This window comes from Mastigocoleus testarum BC008 (genome assembly GCF_001456025.1).
In the GTDB taxonomy this organism is placed as follows: Bacteria; Cyanobacteriota; Cyanobacteriia; order Cyanobacteriales; family Nostocaceae; genus Mastigocoleus; species Mastigocoleus testarum.
In genome coordinates, this window is record NZ_LMTZ01000085.1 from 201,679 (window position 1) to 218,712 (window position 17,034).

At 37.4% G+C, this 17,034-nt stretch carries 19 protein-coding genes; 8 read left to right on the plus strand and 11 right to left on the minus strand.

What is annotated here, in order from left to right; translation table 11 throughout:
- Window positions 1-20: 20 nt before the first annotated feature.
- The 7 genes from BC008_RS14610 to crtH form a co-directional block, all read right to left on the minus strand.
- Window positions 21-1,835: an ABC transporter ATP-binding protein gene (locus BC008_RS14610; protein WP_027842283.1), complete on the minus strand. Its 1,815-nt coding sequence runs from the start codon at window positions 1,833-1,835 to the stop codon at window positions 21-23.
- 37 nt (window positions 1,836-1,872) lie between these two features.
- Window positions 1,873-2,754: a phosphoenolpyruvate carboxykinase (ATP) gene (locus BC008_RS14615; RefSeq protein WP_027842284.1), complete on the minus strand. Its 882-nt coding sequence runs from the start codon at window positions 2,752-2,754 to the stop codon at window positions 1,873-1,875.
- 200 nt (window positions 2,755-2,954) lie between these two features.
- Window positions 2,955-3,122: a lasso peptide gene (locus BC008_RS48355; protein ID WP_153009591.1), complete on the minus strand. Its 168-nt coding sequence runs from the start codon at window positions 3,120-3,122 to the stop codon at window positions 2,955-2,957.
- A gap of 174 nt (window positions 3,123-3,296) precedes the next feature.
- The gene (locus tag BC008_RS14620) at window positions 3,297-5,567 is read right to left on the minus strand and encodes a lasso peptide isopeptide bond-forming cyclase (RefSeq protein ID WP_027842285.1); all 2,271 of its coding nucleotides are present in this window, start codon (window positions 5,565-5,567) and stop codon (window positions 3,297-3,299) included.
- Window positions 5,564-6,001 carry a lasso peptide biosynthesis B2 protein gene (locus BC008_RS14625; protein WP_027842286.1) on the minus strand — a complete coding sequence of 146 codons (438 nt, stop codon included), beginning with the start codon at window positions 5,999-6,001 and terminating at the stop codon, window positions 5,564-5,566. The genes BC008_RS14620 and BC008_RS14625 overlap by 4 nt, the downstream gene beginning before the upstream one ends.
- 329 nt (window positions 6,002-6,330) lie before the next feature.
- On the minus strand, window positions 6,331-6,642 hold the full coding sequence (locus BC008_RS14630; protein WP_027842287.1) for a PqqD family protein: 312 nt from the start codon (window positions 6,640-6,642) through the stop codon (window positions 6,331-6,333).
- Window positions 6,643-7,587: 945 nt separating this feature from the next.
- On the minus strand, window positions 7,588-9,126 hold the full coding sequence (crtH, locus tag BC008_RS14635; RefSeq protein ID WP_058183632.1) for a carotenoid isomerase: 1,539 nt from the start codon (window positions 9,124-9,126) through the stop codon (window positions 7,588-7,590).
- A gap of 754 nt (window positions 9,127-9,880) precedes the next feature.
- On the opposite strand from crtH, the gene upp reads away from it, so the two are divergent.
- The 3 genes from upp to BC008_RS14655 all read left to right on the plus strand — a co-directional run bounded on the left by upp (window position 9,881) and on the right by BC008_RS14655 (window position 11,471).
- Window positions 9,881-10,531, plus strand: a complete 651-nt coding sequence (gene upp / locus BC008_RS14645; RefSeq protein WP_027842290.1) for a uracil phosphoribosyltransferase — start codon at window positions 9,881-9,883, stop codon at window positions 10,529-10,531.
- Window positions 10,532-10,710: 179 nt separating this feature from the next.
- Window positions 10,711-11,064: a hypothetical protein gene (locus BC008_RS14650; RefSeq protein WP_027842291.1), complete on the plus strand. Its 354-nt coding sequence runs from the start codon at window positions 10,711-10,713 to the stop codon at window positions 11,062-11,064.
- Between the two features lie 128 nt (window positions 11,065-11,192).
- Entirely contained in the window at window positions 11,193-11,471 is a 279-nt protein-coding gene (locus tag BC008_RS14655) for a YggT family protein (RefSeq protein WP_036265022.1), read from the plus strand.
- Window positions 11,472-11,692: 221 nt separating this feature from the next.
- Here BC008_RS14655 and BC008_RS14660 read toward each other — a convergent pair whose 3' ends face one another.
- Window positions 11,693-12,151: a hypothetical protein gene (locus BC008_RS14660; protein WP_036268832.1), complete on the minus strand. Its 459-nt coding sequence runs from the start codon at window positions 12,149-12,151 to the stop codon at window positions 11,693-11,695.
- 125 nt (window positions 12,152-12,276) lie between these two features.
- Between BC008_RS14660 and BC008_RS14665 the strand changes: the two genes are divergently transcribed.
- A complete protein-coding gene (locus BC008_RS14665; RefSeq protein WP_027846736.1) occupies window positions 12,277-12,876 on the plus strand; it encodes a hypothetical protein in 600 nt (199 codons plus the stop codon).
- Between the two features lie 240 nt (window positions 12,877-13,116).
- Here the strand turns inward: BC008_RS14665 and BC008_RS14675 are convergent, their stop codons facing one another.
- A complete protein-coding gene (locus tag BC008_RS14675) occupies window positions 13,117-14,004 on the minus strand; it encodes a shikimate dehydrogenase (RefSeq protein ID WP_027846738.1) in 888 nt (295 codons plus the stop codon).
- A gap of 98 nt (window positions 14,005-14,102) precedes the next feature.
- On the opposite strand from BC008_RS14675, the gene BC008_RS14680 reads away from it, so the two are divergent.
- Window positions 14,103-15,113 (plus strand): alpha/beta fold hydrolase, encoded by a 1,011-nt coding sequence (locus BC008_RS14680; RefSeq protein WP_058183633.1) that lies wholly within the window; start codon window positions 14,103-14,105, stop codon window positions 15,111-15,113.
- Here the strand turns inward: BC008_RS14680 and BC008_RS49495 are convergent.
- A complete protein-coding gene (locus BC008_RS49495) occupies window positions 15,085-15,267 on the minus strand; it encodes an alpha/beta hydrolase (RefSeq protein WP_161938120.1) in 183 nt (60 codons plus the stop codon). The two genes, BC008_RS14680 and BC008_RS49495, sit on opposite strands and share 29 nt — an antisense overlap.
- Window positions 15,268-15,318: 51 nt before the next feature.
- Between BC008_RS49495 and petN the strand changes: the two genes are divergently transcribed.
- From petN to BC008_RS14690, 3 genes are all read left to right on the plus strand, one after another.
- Window positions 15,319-15,408 carry a cytochrome b6-f complex subunit PetN gene (gene petN, locus BC008_RS14685; RefSeq protein WP_058183634.1) on the plus strand — a complete coding sequence of 30 codons (90 nt, stop codon included), beginning with the start codon at window positions 15,319-15,321 and terminating at the stop codon, window positions 15,406-15,408.
- Window positions 15,409-15,415: 7 nt separating this feature from the next.
- Complete coding sequence (locus BC008_RS50500; protein ID WP_201026126.1) at window positions 15,416-15,583, plus strand: hypothetical protein; 168 nt, start codon at window positions 15,416-15,418, stop codon at window positions 15,581-15,583.
- Window positions 15,584-15,734: 151 nt separating this feature from the next.
- The gene (locus BC008_RS14690) at window positions 15,735-16,616 is read left to right on the plus strand and encodes an ion channel (protein WP_027845543.1); all 882 of its coding nucleotides are present in this window, start codon (window positions 15,735-15,737) and stop codon (window positions 16,614-16,616) included.
- A gap of 126 nt (window positions 16,617-16,742) precedes the next feature.
- Here the strand turns inward: BC008_RS14690 and BC008_RS50505 are convergent, their stop codons facing one another.
- Complete coding sequence (locus tag BC008_RS50505; RefSeq protein ID WP_201026127.1) at window positions 16,743-16,919, minus strand: hypothetical protein; 177 nt, start codon at window positions 16,917-16,919, stop codon at window positions 16,743-16,745.
- Window positions 16,920-17,034: the final 115 nt, after the last annotated feature.

The window sequence follows — 17,034 nt, forward strand, 5'->3', positions numbered from 1 at the left end:
ATGCTCTATCAAGGTTAATGTCACAGACTACTAGTCTGCATTTGCGATCGCCAGGAGGTAGCATAAAATCCATCTTGTTTGAGTAATTCGTTATGACTACCTGATTCCATAATTTGACCCGATTGCATAACATGAATTATGTCTGCTTGCATTGCAAGGGTAAAGCGATGGGTAATTACAACCGCTGTACGACCGCGAGCTAAGCTACGAAAACGTTCTAGCCAATCCTGTTCGCTCCAAGGATCCATTGCACTGGTGGGTTCATCCAAAATCATAATTCTGGAACGTCTAAAAAATGCCCTTGCGAGTGCTAAACGTTGCCATTCTCCCCCACTCAAATCCGTACCTTCTGGAAATAATTTACCCATCATTGTGTTATATCCCGCAGGTAAACTCGTGATTTTATTGTGAATACCCGATGCAATTGCTGCTGCTTTGATATCTGCTTGGCTTGAGGTGTTGGATATATCACCCAAAGCTATGTTTTCACTTGCAGTTGTATGGTAGGGAATTGGTGATTGAAATAAAACTGTAATTAATCGACGCCAGTCTTTAACCCGAAAATCGCGCAAGTCGATACCATCTAGGTCAATGCTTCCCGTATCGGGGTCGTAAAATCTGCATAAAAGCTTGATTAAAGTACTTTTCCCCGCACCATTATCGCCAACGATGGCTACAACTTTTCCTGCGGGTAAGGTTAAGTCAAAGTTTTTCAATACAGGTTTTTGGGTTCCGGGGTAGGAGAAAGTAACCTGTCGAAACCGAATTCCCCGCTCGAGTACTGATGGAATGGGAACTGGATGGGGTGGATCGATAATTTTTGGTTGTATCTGTAAGAATTCAAATAAGTTACTTACAAATAAACTGTGACGATAAATTTTTCCTAAATTACTAAGAATAGCTTTAACAATATTTTGAGCGCGATTGAATGCTTGGAAAAATAAGGCTAAGTCTCCAAGAGTAAAAATTCCCAGCAAAACTTGTCTTCCCATCCAAAGCAGTGCACCACCGGTAAGCAGCAATATTAGAATTACTGCACCAAAACGACCTATGGTTTGCTGTTTTAATAACTGAAGTTGTTCAGTCCGCAATCGCTGACGCAATTTTTGGTAGGAAGATTGAAAATAATTGGCAAAATCAAATAACCTGATTTCTGCTGCAGTAGTATTACTTGTGAGCAGCATATCGTAATAGGATAGGCGTCGTCGGGTGGTGGTAGTACGTCGCGACCATTTGTATTGGATTTTATTGAGATGAATCAGAATATAAAATGCAGGAACTGCACTAACCACTAAACCAATTGGTAACAATAAGCCATAGGGCAGCAAAACAATTATTATTGCCAATAAGGTTATGGTTTTTTGTAGGAGACTACCAATATTTTCCAATAGAGCGAGCGATCGCCCACTGGCTTTTTCCCTAGCTCGCTCTAGTTTATCGTTATATTCTGAATATTCATAAAAGCTGTAGTCAACCGTAACCGATTGTTTGTGGATTAAACCATTAATATAATCTTGTAATAATTCTGACTGAACTGTACGAATCCATTCTGCAGCAGCATTAAAAATTTCTCCCAGCAGCAAAATTGCAGCCATTAAACCTACTGGTATCAAAATTTGGTAGATATTTGCTGTGGAAGTACCTTTTCCTGCAACTATGACTAAAGTGTTAACTGCTTGGCGGGTTAGAGCAAGAGAAAAAACAGGTAATAGTCCTTGTAATAGTAATAAAATTATCCAAGCTAAGGTCCAATAACCAGAAGCTTGCCATATCAGTACTAGAATTTTTCGTAAATCAAATAAAACTTTATTACTATTGCGGAGTTTTTTAAACAACTTCACCTGCAATACCTAATTAGTGAATATTAATTAATTAAATAGCTAATACTCTTGTATTAACTTGTGTCAAATCATCCTCCACCATTTTGACTAATTTGGGTAAGTCAGTTAGTGAAGGTTTGCGAGTAAAGCGACAAAAACTAACTTTTTGAATTAACTGACTACACATACTTAAGTGTTTGCTCATGCTTTCCGAACTATCCATGAGATTTATTGCTCGGGTATGGCGTACTAACTCAATAAATGCATCTTGGGGTTTGAGATTTTTAATAGCATGTTGTTTTCCTTTAGCTAATACATATATTTTCTGTATATTTAAAGGTTTCTCTTGGAACTTTTGAGTGAAATTATATGATAACTTGAGTGATTTATGGGTAACTGAAGATAATTTTTTTGTATCTTCTCCTAAAGAAATTAAAGATTTTGGAAATAGTTTAAAAGATGGATAAGAAGGTAAAGCTATTGCCGAATTTGGAGTAATTTTGATTGGCATTATATCATCACTCAAAATTCTATAATTATGAGTATAAAAAGTAGCTGCAATTGTAGATTTACCACAGCCAGAAGCACCCATAAAAGCAACTGCATTGCCGTTTATTTCCACACAACTTGCATGTATAACTAAAAAACCTCTTTGTCGCAAAATTACAGATAAAACAGCTCCAGTTAGAACTATACCCAGTCGATCTATTTCCACGCCTGGCTCTGGGTTAACTAATATTTTTCGTCCATTTTGAATCAGAAATTTACCAATTCCGGGTATGCTTCCTTGACAGCGATCGCTACCATTGTGTTCTAATTTCTCATCTGTTTTATTTAAATTGATAAATACATCTGGTTTCCCTTTAGTTTCAACCAACTGTGGTAAAGGTATTTCCGAAGCAATATTTAAGTTATAAGCTTGATATAATTTCATTAAAAATGATAGTTTGTGTTGTTTTTATGTCACTAAAAATATTTGAAGCTAACACAGGGATAAATCAAATATTATTGACATCCCTGCGATATTGAATTCACCCGTTTTATTTAACTCAATTATTCTAAATATTCATTCTAATTGAGAGTAAATTCATTTTAACTTGATGAATTCATTTAGCTTATTAGTATATTTCGTCCTTAAGGCTTATGCTTATCAGAGTCAAAGTCAATTGAATCATCACTAGTGCCTACAACAGTACCGTTAAAAATGAGAAAATCTTCAATCTTATCATTACCTAATACTTGAGTAATTGATTCGACATTTCCGTGGGTAGATAATGTTGGCTTTTTGTACTGTTTCTTCATCAGAAAATCTCCTTTTCAATTTAAAGTTTAAGTTTGTTTGGTTTGCTTTCGCATACACCTCTGATGCTTGGACTTACGGTATAGCTAAATGATGGAAAATATATAAATCAGGGAAATAAAGCTAAAACCTGCCAAGAAATATTGATGATTGAAACTTGTTAAGAATTACGATTTCTACGATGAAACTTGTTTATGTTCTAGCCACAGGGCGAGAATTACCGTTTTCCAAACTGTCATGCAATCCTGATCGCTTGCTTTTTTACCTGTTGAAATTAGGCGCTGATACGAGCTTTCTAAAAAATCCATATTGATGTAATTTTCCAGATTTGCTACTTTCTCTGACATTACTTGTTCAAGGATTTGGCGATCGCGTACTAGCAAACCATCAATAAAGTTAGGTCCTAAATCTGCTTTTCCTCCGCGCCATTGAACTTTTTCTGGCAAAATACCTGTTAAAGCACGACGCATTACTATCCGTCCAAAACCTCCAGCTAATTTTTGCTCTGCAGGTAATGCAAGACAAAATTCAATCAGCCTTTTATCCATAAATGGATGTCTTGCTTCGATAGAAAACCTCGCAGCATATTGGTCAATCTGTTCTAAGGTGTAAGCTAATATCCCTTGGTTAAGACTGCAGTAATGTTCTTCTCTAAGGTTGGTAAACTGCTTTGTAGAGGAATTTAGTTTCTGGATGCGCTCTGATAAACCGATTCGACGGGAAAATTTTTCTTTAACTAAAGGGTTAATAGATTTATCCGAAATATCCCCGACGGAATTATCTACAAAACTCTGATAAAGTTTTTCCAGTCGCAGTTTGGGGATAAATTTAGTTATTGGGTTAGTTCTTAAATTTAATTTTGAATTTAATTTTGAATTTAATTTTGAATTTGATTTTGAATTTAATCTTGAATTTGATATTAAGCTTGTAATTAAAGGCTTCACTCCATAACGAATAATTAATTGCTTGCGCGAACCACCAAACTCTTTGTGAATCTTCCCAACTACAGATAAAAAGCCGAACCAGCGCCAATCTCGAGCTAAATTTTGGAGATATGGTAAACAGTGGGTGCGAAATATGCGGTAAGCTTCCCCACCGAAATGCTTGCTAATAGCTTTAGATTCCTGAATACAAGTTTCCCATTTTCCTTGATAAGCCAGTTCGCTTAATCTTTTCGTTCCATGACTAACTGTAGTATCCCCATCAAAACCATCGAGACTAATACGTAACCCTAATTCATTAATCTTATGATTCAATTGCCAAGGATAAAAATGGGAGGGACCGAGTAAGGCTTCATCTTCATATTCAAAAATACTACTCAGATTTGATAAGGGACTAAACCGATCACCCCAAACATAGTGGGGTATTACTCCTTCTTGTTCTAATACTGCGTTAATAAAAGGACTTTCATCGCATTCGGTAACTTTTTCAAAAATACTTGATATTGTATGAAGTTTATTATCTGTAATTCTTTTATTATCAGCGGGAGAATCTTCAGTCCTAGTTAATAAATCCCGTGCAACACAAGTTACAGCAGAAGAATCCAACCCTCCACTCAAATGACTAACGATCGGAAAAGCACTACGCAAACGACAGCGCACAGCTTCTGTAAAAATCCTCTTAAACTCCCGAGCATACTCTTCTTCAGAGGATAATTTGATTTCTCTGTTACGATCGAGTTCCCAGTATTGACGAATACGAATTCCATTGGGACTTACAACCATACTATGGGCTGGGGGTAAACGCCAAATGTCTTTGTAAGTGGTGATCGCTTTATCTTCCATCATCAATGTTAAATAGTCACCAATTCTAGTTTCATTTAGCCGACATGGAACTTGAGGAAGAGATAAAAGAGCTTTGATTTCCGAAGCAAAAACAAATATTTGATCGGATTGATAATAATAAAAAGGTTTGACTCCAAAATGGTCTCTCACACAAAATAGAGTCTGTTTAGATCCATCCCAAAGTGCAAAAGCAAAGTCACCAATAAGATACTCCGGACAATCTTCACCCCATTTTTTGTAAGCTTCTAAAATTAACTGGCTATCTGTAACTAGTTTCAAACCAGAGTCATTTTGATTTAATGGGCGATCGCTCGGGGAATCATAGCAGTCACCATAATTTTTAGGAAATTTTTCTGTTCCCCGTTCCCCGTTCCCCGTTCCCTTGAAACCATCTAAACTTAATTGAGAAATTAACTCTTCACGATTGTCGATGCGCGCATCTGCTGCGATCGCTAAATTCCTAACTCGATCTACCAAAGGTTGTTTTTCAATTAGGGATTCTGGAGTCGTCCACAACATTCGATGTCCCAAACCGATATCTCCATCAACCCAGATATCTGCACCGTCTGGTCCTCGATGGGCTAAAGTATTCAACATCAGAACTAAATCTGCGCAGTCTAATGGCGAATTATCAAGGTACTTTATACCTGCAATAGCGCTCATTGCTTGACTCCTTCAAGTGACGATAGTGGAATAAAGCGGGAAATATTCCTGATATTTCCAATCGCTATTACACCTCCAACTTCAACCCAAGCATGAGCTTCCAGGTTTCCTTGTGCTGTTTTGGCGACACCGATTTGTAATTTTGACGTATGTCCGTAACGTTTCATCAAGACCTGGGTAGTTAATGCTCGTGCGAGACATTTACATTTGATTCCAGGAATACGGCTACTTACAGCGTTAACCGACCACAAAATTTTTCTGACTGATAATCTGACGGTGTTATTTTGCTGACTAAATTGGTCGAGCAGTTTTAACAATCTTTGAAAAGGTAATAACAACAGTCCCAAACGGATAGCTGCAATTAAAATTGATGTCATCAATAAGACTTTGCGCTCTTTATATCCTGTTTTAAGTAACTGATACAGTTGTTTCATAGAACCTTGCAGAGCTTGGAAATTTATTCCTTATAGGGTAGGGTAAAAAAATCTTTGGAAAAGCAAATGGGACAGATTTTATCTATCAACTTGTATTGGAATTTCCTTCGCTGTAGGTCATAGCACTACGCAATAAAGTTAGGATATCGGTAAATCCTAAAAGCTATGATTTGTAAACTTTCGATCACCCTATGGGCGCGGTCTATTTTGCTAGCATTAGCGTGACTTTAGTCATACGCGTAGCGCGTTCTCAGCGTGTCCGTAGGACATACGCATGACTTTTGACTTACTCTTACGAGAAGACTGACGCCAATGACTTGCGCGCAGCGTTATGCTTGTTGATTATTAATTTCTATTAGTCCTACTTTTGTAAGTTCCTGGAGTAGTTCCTTTAGGTCGCGATCGCACTGCTGAAAATCTACCTCATACTCTTCCAAAAGAATTGTTCTAACATCACCAACAGGTTTTGGGTTTTGAATGAGATTCCAAATTTTTGCTGCGACTTCATTCAAACCATGATAAACCCCTGATTTGAGATTGAGAATAATAGCTTCTCCCCCCAGGTCAGAAGAAATTTGTTCTTTTGTTGCTGATACTATCGAGCTATCATCTATTAGGCTATTTTGTTTATTCAAATTCATACTTTTAACTTTAATACGCTATCTTTTACTACTAGGAATCACAAAACTATTCACTTTCAGATAAATTTAAATTCAAATAAATTTAAATCCTAGAAGGATTAAATTTTAGAAAAGTTAACTTCTAGAAACTTTGAAATCTAAGAAATTTTCAATCTAAAAAATTTTAACTCTAAAAAATTTAACTCTAGAATAGCTAAACCTTAAGGAATTAAGTCCGAGCAGAATTGAATTTAAAATACTGAACTCAATAAAAATTGGGTACACAAAAGGTAATGTAGCGTAACAAGGAACAACAAAAACTATTGGTAGAACACAAGGAATTAGACCTACAATATTTTCGATTTAATCCTCAATCCCTTAACCCCAATCCCATAAGCATGACTAAAAACGTAAAATATTGAAAACACCCAGATTTGATACAAAATAATTTTGCTACTCAAAATTCTATATTCAAAAATTTCTGAATAGTTAGCTTTACAAACAAATGGTAAAGCTAAAACTCTTTCTCCTGTATCAAACAATTTAGAAAGGCAAAATTTTAAGTTTAATTTTACTCTCAGGGTAGACTTTTATATGCAATCTTTCTACTTAAAAACTAGCCGAATTTGAGAAACCCTAGAAATTATGTATATGATATTTGTGTATTTACTAATACATCTAAACAGTAGTATACATACGCTTAGTTGATTAATACATTAGCTTTATCAAAAAAACATAATTTTAGATAATTTTGCCATCGGATAAATACATGCTATTTTCGTATTTTCAATATCAAGTTAACTATCTAACAACGTAGACTTTGTCGAAAATTGTAACTCTAACAACAAGTTTTATTTTCGGGGAAAATTAATTTCTTAACCCTAACTTTATATTAATCCCTGAGAATTAGTAACTATAAACACTGAGCAATGGTAGAAAAACTTATCTCTGATACATCAACAGTATTTATACTTGTTTTAGTCGCAAGTCCGCAGCAATACGATGAGCGCATGCGAAACCAGAAAACGCTACAGCATTTAAACCTTGACCAGGGAAAGTACTATCCCCCACACAGTAAAGTCCTGGAATTACCGTTCTATTAAATGGCATTTTCAGCAAACCTGGTAATTTTTTCCGGGGAATGGGACCATAGGTACCATCCACCCGACCCAAAAATCGACGGTGACTGCGTGGTGTTCCAACTTCCATATAATCTAAGCCAGCTTCCAAACCTGGAAAAAGTGTTTCTAACCTTGCAAGGATTCGCCAAGCAGCAGCTTCTTTTTTCTCTTGGTATTCAGCATCAGTTAAACCAGACCAATGATTAATTAAATCTGGAGTAAATGAATGAATTATATGATAACCATTCGGCGCTAAGCTCGGATCCAGCAAAGTGGGAATCGAGACAAAAATAGTACCTTCCGGAACTCTCATTTCGTCCCATTCTAAGAGCAAAATATGATGACATTCCGTTCCCGGTGGAAGAACTTCTGCTTTTACCCCCAAATGTATACTCAAAAAACTGGGTGATTTTTCATAGGCTTCCTGCCATTTTTTCTCAGTAACTGGCAATTCGATCTGTGGTAATAATTTCTCAAAAGTATCCCAGCGGGTAGCATTGGAGACGATGCGACGAGCATAGTAACTTTTACCATTTGCTAACTCTACGCCTATTGCTTGACCTTTGTCTGTGATAATTTGCTTAACTTTAGCGTTGTATTGTATTTGACCACCAATCTCAGTCAAACCTTTTACTAGCTTTTCGGCGATTTGTCCAACTCCCCCCTTAGGATAATTAACACCACCATAATGTCGGTCAGAAAATACCATTCCAGCATTAATCATTGGTGTCATTTGTGCGGGAACTGCAGACCAGCAGTAACATTCCATGTCAATAAATTTTAATAGTAGGGGATCTTTAATGTAACGACGTGCTACGTCCCCTGCATTTAGAGGTAAGTTTCTTAAAAGACCGAAGCAAGCAAAAGGATTGCGGAGAAATACCCTCATTAAATAACTTGGTTCTTCCAAAGAAAGTAATTCTATTTGATTAAGACAATTGAATACCCCCCAGCATCGATTGTAAAATTGCTTTACCCCTTTTTTTTCATCGGGAAAATACGTAATTAAGTGTCGTAAAAATCTTCGATAGTCCCGGTGTACCTTTATGTCTAATCCATTTGGAAGATGATAGTGAACCTGAACGGGATCGGGGATTGTTTCTTGACTGACACCAACAGCTGCAAGAGCGCGAGTTAGTAAATTTGTGGTCCCCTTCTGACCGAAGCCAAAAATCATGGAAGCCCCGACATCAAATCGATATTCTTCCCTTTGAAAATAACCTGCACTTCCTCCAGGGATGATGTACTTTTCCAGCACCAAAACCTTTGCACCTTTTGCTGCTAGCTGAGTTGCTGTTACTAATCCACCAATACCGGAACCGACAACTATGACATCAAATGTAGAATTTACCCCAAATCCTTGAGCATCAGACCGGTGAATCATAAACGAGAGTAGTTTAAAAATCTGAGAGCTTATTTTATCAGCCTAAGGCTCAAGCTAAAAAAAAGAAGCTTTTTATACTTTATGGACTCTGATTCAATACACTGTAAAAAATAAAAAACAACGTTTATTATTGCTAGCTAATCTTTTACAAAAGATGCTATTTCACCGGGAAAACAAAGATATCAGAATAATTTAAAGTAGGTACTATCATCTAAGCATATATGTATAGTATTCATCTTAGTATTGAAAATAAAAGAAAATATGTATTGAATATTTTATGCAATCAGGTAAGAAAAAATACTTTACTCTCTCAACCCAAAAAAAGAGGGACGAGCCTGCTTCTGCTGGCTAATCCCGTCTGCCGATCCTTAAAGAGAGGAGAACACTTAATTATCAATATAATCTTGATTGAGAAAAAATGTCAACTACTAATGAGAAAAAATAGCAATAGTTTTCAGGGATACATTTGGATTTTTAGTTATATGCAGCGAACTGTGGGATTTTTTTGGATTGGAGAGCCAAGTTTAGGAAATTACAAATATGACTTGATGTTCAATCATTGGGGAAAATTCTCAATAAATCCCACCTAAAATGATAATTTATTAGTGATAATACATAATAAAAGAGAATAAATAAGTAGCTTATATTACGTGTTTACAAAAATTGATTTTTTTGAGCCTATGTTTTTGCGTTGATCTCCCAAGTTGTTATACTGTTTCAGTCCTTATGCGCTGTTTATTGCTATTTCTGTGTTATGACGCTACAATTGCGTGTCTATGTTCCACCCCATCCTTTAATTAAGCACTGGCTAGGAATAGCTCGTAATGCTGCAACTCCTCCGGCGCTATTTCGTAGTGCTATTACCGAATTGGGACGTTGGTTAAGTTATGAAGCTGTAAGGGAATGGCTCCCAACCCAAGATTTAACGGTAGAAGGCCCTCTAGAACATGCTAACGTTACCCTGGTAGACCCAGAGGTACCAATGGCTGTTGTACCTATCCTTAGAGCTGGTTTGGGCTTACTAGAGGGGGCTCAAACAGTTTTACCTTCAGCATCAATCTATCATTTGGGTTTAGTACGCAATGAAGAGACGTTACAGCCTGAATGCTATCTAAACAAACTACCAGAAAAACTTCATCCCGAAACTAGGGTGCTGATTACCGATCCAATGTTAGCAACTGGAGGTTCTATCATGGCCGCAATGGTAGAATTAGTAAACAGGGGAATCAATCCGGAATTAACACGCATTGTATCTGTTGTCGCAGCTCCTCCAGCTTTGCAAAAACTAAATGCAGCTTATCCCGGTTTGATAGTTTACACTGCCACAATAGACGAAATCGTTAACGAAAAAGGATTTATAGTGCCAGGTTTAGGAGATGCAGGCGATCGCATTTTTGGAACATGAACTACCATGCACCATTACGGAAAAGTAGTGTAGATTTTCCGCTCGGCGATTCTCTGACGATCAACTTTCCGATAATCAATTCTCTGGGAATCTATTTTTTGGTAATTAATTTTTTGGGATATCTATTTTTTGGCGAGCAATTTTCTAACAATTACAGTGTTTTTTAAAGGCTTAAGAATATGAGTCAAAGAGATGGTTTCGGTAGTGGTTTTCTGACTGGCGCATTAGTCGGCGGTGTAGTTGGAGGTATTGTTGGTGCTATATTTGCTTCGCGACGCGATAATTTATCCCCTGGCGAAGAAGAATTAGATGTAAAAAATAGACCTTTGCGGGGTCGAGAAACGTCCGCAAAAATACACCAAATGTCTCCCGCAGATGGTAATGATTTAGATATGGAAATAGCTCGGCGATCACTAGAAGATAAGATTGCTCAGCTAAATGCAACAATTGACGATGTGCGTCAGCAGTTGGGTAATGTAAATGATGACCGGGAAAGAGATAATAATGATAAAGCTTCGATTGCTCGTGATTAGCTCTCTTGCTCCCAATCGCAGTATATTACGCTAATTGCTGATAAAGTTAAGGAAAACCATAGCAGCATCGGCTAAATTAAAATTGTTATAAGACATCTTTTGACACTTAGCAGGAAACTGATTCATCCATGAATTTACTGTTTACTACCCTGTCTACTTTTATATCCTTATACTCCCTACTCCTTTTCATCCGGATTCTTTTAACTTGGTTCCCCAACGTAGACTGGTATAACCAACCATTTGCAGCGTTAAGTCAGGTCACAGATCCTTACTTAAATGTTTTCCGGTCTTTTATTCCACCTTTGGGAGGAATTGATTTATCCCCAATCTTAGCTATTTTTGTGCTTCAGATATTGGGTAATGTTCTAGGAACTCTAGCTAGTGGTTTCGCTGGAGTTGGATTTTAGTATCAATTCAACATCTATTCTTGGTTCTGATTGTCGGCTCTAATTCTGGAATTTTTTCTGTAATATTTCTTTTGTATTTTATTATGGGATGTATTCTGGAATTATCTCCATATTAGGTCAGATAGGGAATTGATATATCAATAGTAAGATGATTGGCGATTATACATCGCCATTATTTTTTGGTAATTGGTAATTGGTAATTGGTAATTGGTAATTGGTGATTAACGAACCGGAGAACTAAAGCCAGAAGCTTTAAATTTCTTTAGTTTCAATGGTGTAGGTTGATTAGAAGCTACAGAAATTCTGATTTGAAAATCATTGTCACCTGGTGAAAGCTCAGTAATGGAACCTAAACGGTTGCGATTTTGCATTACCGGATTATTATTTGCATCGTAAATTCTTCCGAAAATATCTGCATCATAAACTTTTTTGGAACTAGGATTATATGCCTTCCCGGTAACGATAAAACAATTAGCACTCATAGAATTACCGCTAGCAACCTGTCCTTTAGCTAGTTCTGGAGGACATTCTTGGTAAGAAAGCTTAGAAAGCTTAATCTGTGTTAAAGCTTCAGCTGTAGGAGTAAATATCCAAGATAAGATAATAACTATAGAGTAAATAAAAACAACTATCAGCCCTTTTTTTAAATTCTCATTTTGCGACTGTATATATTGCAGCATAAATCCGTTCCACAAAGTCAAATATTAACTTTAGATTACCCTCTATTTGGTCTTCTACGTATCAGAGAATTTTATTTCGCTTTTGTCATAATTGGGAAATTGAGCTTTACATCATTACAAAAGTTATGAATCCAGATGAGATTGAAGCCGCATTAAAAGTAGCTTTTTTCCGCTGCGATACTGCTAGTTGTCCGTTAACCGAACAACAGAAAAATATTTTGGTAGAAGCAGTTAAAAATTCTCATTCTGGTGCATCTAATTCTGCTAATCCTTTGGAAGAACTCACAAGCGAAGAATTGGAGTTATTTTTACAATTTGTCAAAAGTCAAGAAGAACAAAACTTTTCTTGGAAAGCGCAATTACTTAATGATTGGTTGCACAACCGAAACTCACAACAAGTACAATTTATTCGAGACCGGTACGGAGTTCAATGGCTTTATCGCTTGGAACCACATCATTTCAATCAGTTTAAGAACGAAAATATTTTTCAACTCAAAATAGGCGATCGCATCCAAGTTTGCAATGCTTTATGGGAATGGGTACAGGAAAATGGAGCATGTGCTCCTGAATGGTTCTCCTGTACGGTAGTCAAAATTGAAGAAGTTGGTACGGATGAGTATCCTCAGACAGATTGCATTGTTCGCTTTGATGACGACAATGAATATGTGATTCAGGGAATTTACGAATGGAACCGTTACAATTGGCGTTGGTTAGAAAAAGACTGAAATTACAACACACCCTTGGATGTTGTTAATTTTATATGGCGGAGCCTTACGGCACAGCGATAAAGGTGACCCAAAAAAGATATGCTTTCGTGCGTCTAACACACCCTTATATATTAAGAGTGTGGAAGACGGTAACAAGCTTAAAATAAGGAATTCTTCTTTGTCTGTTACCAATTTAAAGAATATTCTTGATAATTTTCAATATATTCTTAAATTTCAGCTTGAATATCAAACTAAAACCTAACTTGCCCAACCCAAATGTTCCCTTAATGTATGCTGCATAATATCCACAGGTATGGTTTCTTCTGGTAACCAACTTTGTAAGGCGATCGCACCTTGTTGAACTAACATTTCTAAACCATCAATTTTAGTTGCACCTTGGTTTTGGGCGATTTGGAGAAATTTGCTCGGATTGGGAGTATAGATCAAATCGTAAGCGATCGCATTCTGGGGTAATTGACTGACTAATTCAATACTTAACGGCGATTCTTCTACTTTCGGGTACATTCCCACAGGAGTTGTATTTACCAATAAATTTGCCGATGGTATTAAACTCGGTAATGCACTCCACTCATGAACTTGTAGTTTTACTTCTAGAGGGGAATCGACCCAACTTTCAGCAAATAGCTGTAACTTAGCAGGGTTTCGCCCCACAATATGAATTTCTTTGCAACCCAACTGTTTGCAACCTGCAACTACCGCTCTAGCTGCTCCTCCATTACCTAAAATTACTACCACAGATTCTTCCCAATTACGGTCATACTTCCGCAGAGGACATACAAATCCTTCCACATCAGTATTAGTCCCAACCCATTGATTATTCTTCAAAGTTACCGTATTCACGGCTCCCACTGCTCGAGCAATTGGGTCTACTTCGGCTAATAAAGGTAATATCGCTTGTTTATGGGGAATTGTAACACTAAATCCAACAACACCAATTGCTGCTAAACCTGCAACTGCAACCTCTAAGTTCTCTGGTTCGATCGGAAATGGTAGATACACATAATCTAATCCTAAGTGGGTAATAGCAGCATTATGCATTTTGGGCGATAGGGAATGCTCCACTGGATGTCCAATAACCCCCAATAGCTTGGTTTTACCGGTAATCATTCTGTTGAAATTTGTCATGTACTTTACCCCTGAAAATCAATTACTCTTTCTGGAGAATTAATAAAAATCACTCAATAATTTAAAATTATTAAAATAGATTAATATTTGTTAACGTTATGCGGGTAACTAAAGCTGTGTCTACGGAACCAATTCCCGGTCAATATTGGGAATGGAAAGGACATAAAGTCTACTATGTTAACGCAGGAGCAAAGCAAACTGAACATCCTGCTTTGCTTTTGGTGCATGGTTTTGGTGCTTCTACCGATCACTGGCGCAAAAACATAACTGAATTGTGCAAAGAGTTTGAGGTATACGCCATTGATTTACTAGGATTTGGCAGGTCTGCGAAACCCAAGTTGGAGTACAGTGGGGACTTGTGGCGCGATCAGCTTTATGATTTTATCACCCAAGTCATCGGGCAAAAAGTTGTTGTTGTGGGTAACTCCCTGGGTGGATACGCCAGTTTATCTGTTTCTGCTCAGCGTCGGGATACAGTTGCAGGCGTTGTATTACTTAATAGCGCTGGACCATTCAGCGATAATCAACCTTCTTCAAGTTCTGGATCTTCAAGTTCTGGATCTTCAAGCTCCGAATCTTCAGACTCAGAACCCCTAGTAAAAACAGAAGTTTCACTTAAAGAAAATCAATCGCTTGATTTTGTTAAACAAGTACAAACTGTATTTGGCGATACTGTGAAATGGGTGTTTCAACAACGATTAACCCAATTTTTACTATTCCAGTACATACGTCAACCCTGGGTGATTCGCCAAACCTTAGAAAAAGTTTATTTAGATAAAAGTGCAGTTACCGAACAATTAGTAGAAGAAATTCGTCGTCCTTCAGGCGATCCTGGTGCTTTTGACGTATTTTGCTCGGTTTTTAGTACTCGTCAAGGAGAAACAGTGGATGAATTGCTGGGTAAATTAACCAGTCCTTTATTACTGCTGTGGGGAGAAGGGGATCCTTGGATGAATGCGAAACAACGTTCTGAAAAATATCGCCAGTACTATCCGCAAATGACCGAACATTTTCTCCAAGCTGGTCATTGTCCCCATGATGAAATACCAGAAAAGGTTAATTCTTTGTTGGGAGATTGGATTAAAAATCAGGTAACGGGTAATGGGTAATGGGTAATGGGTAATGGGTAATGGGTAATGGGTAATGGGTAATGGGTAATGGGTAATGGGTAATGGGTAATGGGTGATGGGTGATGGGTGATGGGTAATGGTAATTGCTAATTGGTGATGGGTAATGGGAAAATAAGAATAATGAATATTCCAAGTATGATAAATATTGAAGTAGTTTTGTAAATAAGTTTAATCAGAAAACACTATGGGCATTTTGACATTTGGTTGGGTTTCGTTACTAGTTGTTTTTACTTGGTCAATTGCAATGGTAGTTTGGGGTCGTAACGGACTATAGAAGTATCGTGGAAACTGCTCAATTCCTAAATTATTTGGCTTTGGCGGCTTTGGGTCTATTGGTGCTAGTTACTTTAGGTATAGGTTATTTAACGTTTTTGGGTTGGCGCGATCGCCGACTTCAGGAAAACGAAAAACGGGAAACCCGTCGTTCGCTAGCAGCAAAACGTAAGTAAACCTAAACTACACCAAAGACCTATCAGACATCTGTGGAAAAAAATGTAGAGACGCGCCATGGTAGGTCAAAAATTTAGAGACGTACCATGGTAGGTCAAAAATGTAGAGACGTAACATGTTACGTCTCTATGAGGATTTTGGTTAAGGGGAATGGGGAAAAATCGTAAGTCTCCGGAGCTTCGTTTTATCAAACGTCAGGGAAGATCCTATCTTATTTGTCTTGGTACCCGTCCATCTTGGGGAAGTTTGTACCATTTTTTGCTCACCATTTCTTGGTGGCGTTTTCTGGCGCTAATTTCTGCGGTTTATCTGGCAATTAATGCTTTTTTTGCTTTGCTATACTTGGCGAGTGGAAATGGAATTGCAAGTGCTCACCCGGGTGATTTTGGTGATGCTTTCTTTTTCAGCGTTCAAAGTATGGCATCAATTGGTTATGGTGCGATGCACCCTACCACGCTATACGCCGATATTTTAGTAGTAATTGAAGCATTAGTAGGTTTTTTTATCATGGCTGTGGCTACCGGGTTAGTTTTTGCCCGATTTTCGCTTCCTACAGCCAAAGTCATGTTTTCTAATTTTGCTGTAATTGCGCCTTATGATGGTATTCCAACTTTAATGTTTCGTGCTGCGAACCAACGGGGTAATTTTATTTTGGAAGCACAGATCAAAGTATCTCTAGTGCGTAATGAAATCACGAAAGAAGGAGATTTCATGCGTCGCTTTTACGATCTGAAGTTGGTACGCAGTCAATCACCGGCTTTTTCGTTGAGTTGGACGGTAATGCATCAAATCAATGAAAGTAGTCCGTTGTATAACGAGACAGCAGAATCGCTTCAGGAAAAAGTAGGAGAACTGATCGTTACTTTAACTGGGATTGATGAAACCATTTCTCAAACTATTCATTCCCGGTATTCCTATATTTCAGACGAGATTTTGTGGAATATGCGCTTTGTTGATATTTTATCGTTTACTCCAGATGGTAAACGAGTTATGAATATGACTCATTTTCATGATGTTATGCCGTTGGAATAGAAAAGACTCATTGATGAACTTCTAAAAAATATTTAATCATTATTTATTTCCCGTAGGGGCGCACCGACGTGCGCCCTGGCGAGTGGTATATTTTTAATTGAAAGTTCCTAATAGCAACTTGCTTTACTAGTTGCATTCTCTTTTATCTACGTCAGTTTTTACCTGTAGTCCTTGTGCGTTGACTACAACATCAATACGATATCGACCGTTAACCATGTAAATAGTAGTCGCACATCCAATACTAAACATTAGTAGTCCACAAAGAGGTAAGGTAATCGACCAAATTGTTAAACTGTGTTTCATGGCTTTCTTCCCAACTCTGTATATTCTCATTAAAATTTGTGGGTAGATGAAAAATAGGTTGAGAAAAAGCTTTTTTGAGGTGATTTTTAGATGATTTTTGCCCTATTACAGCTAG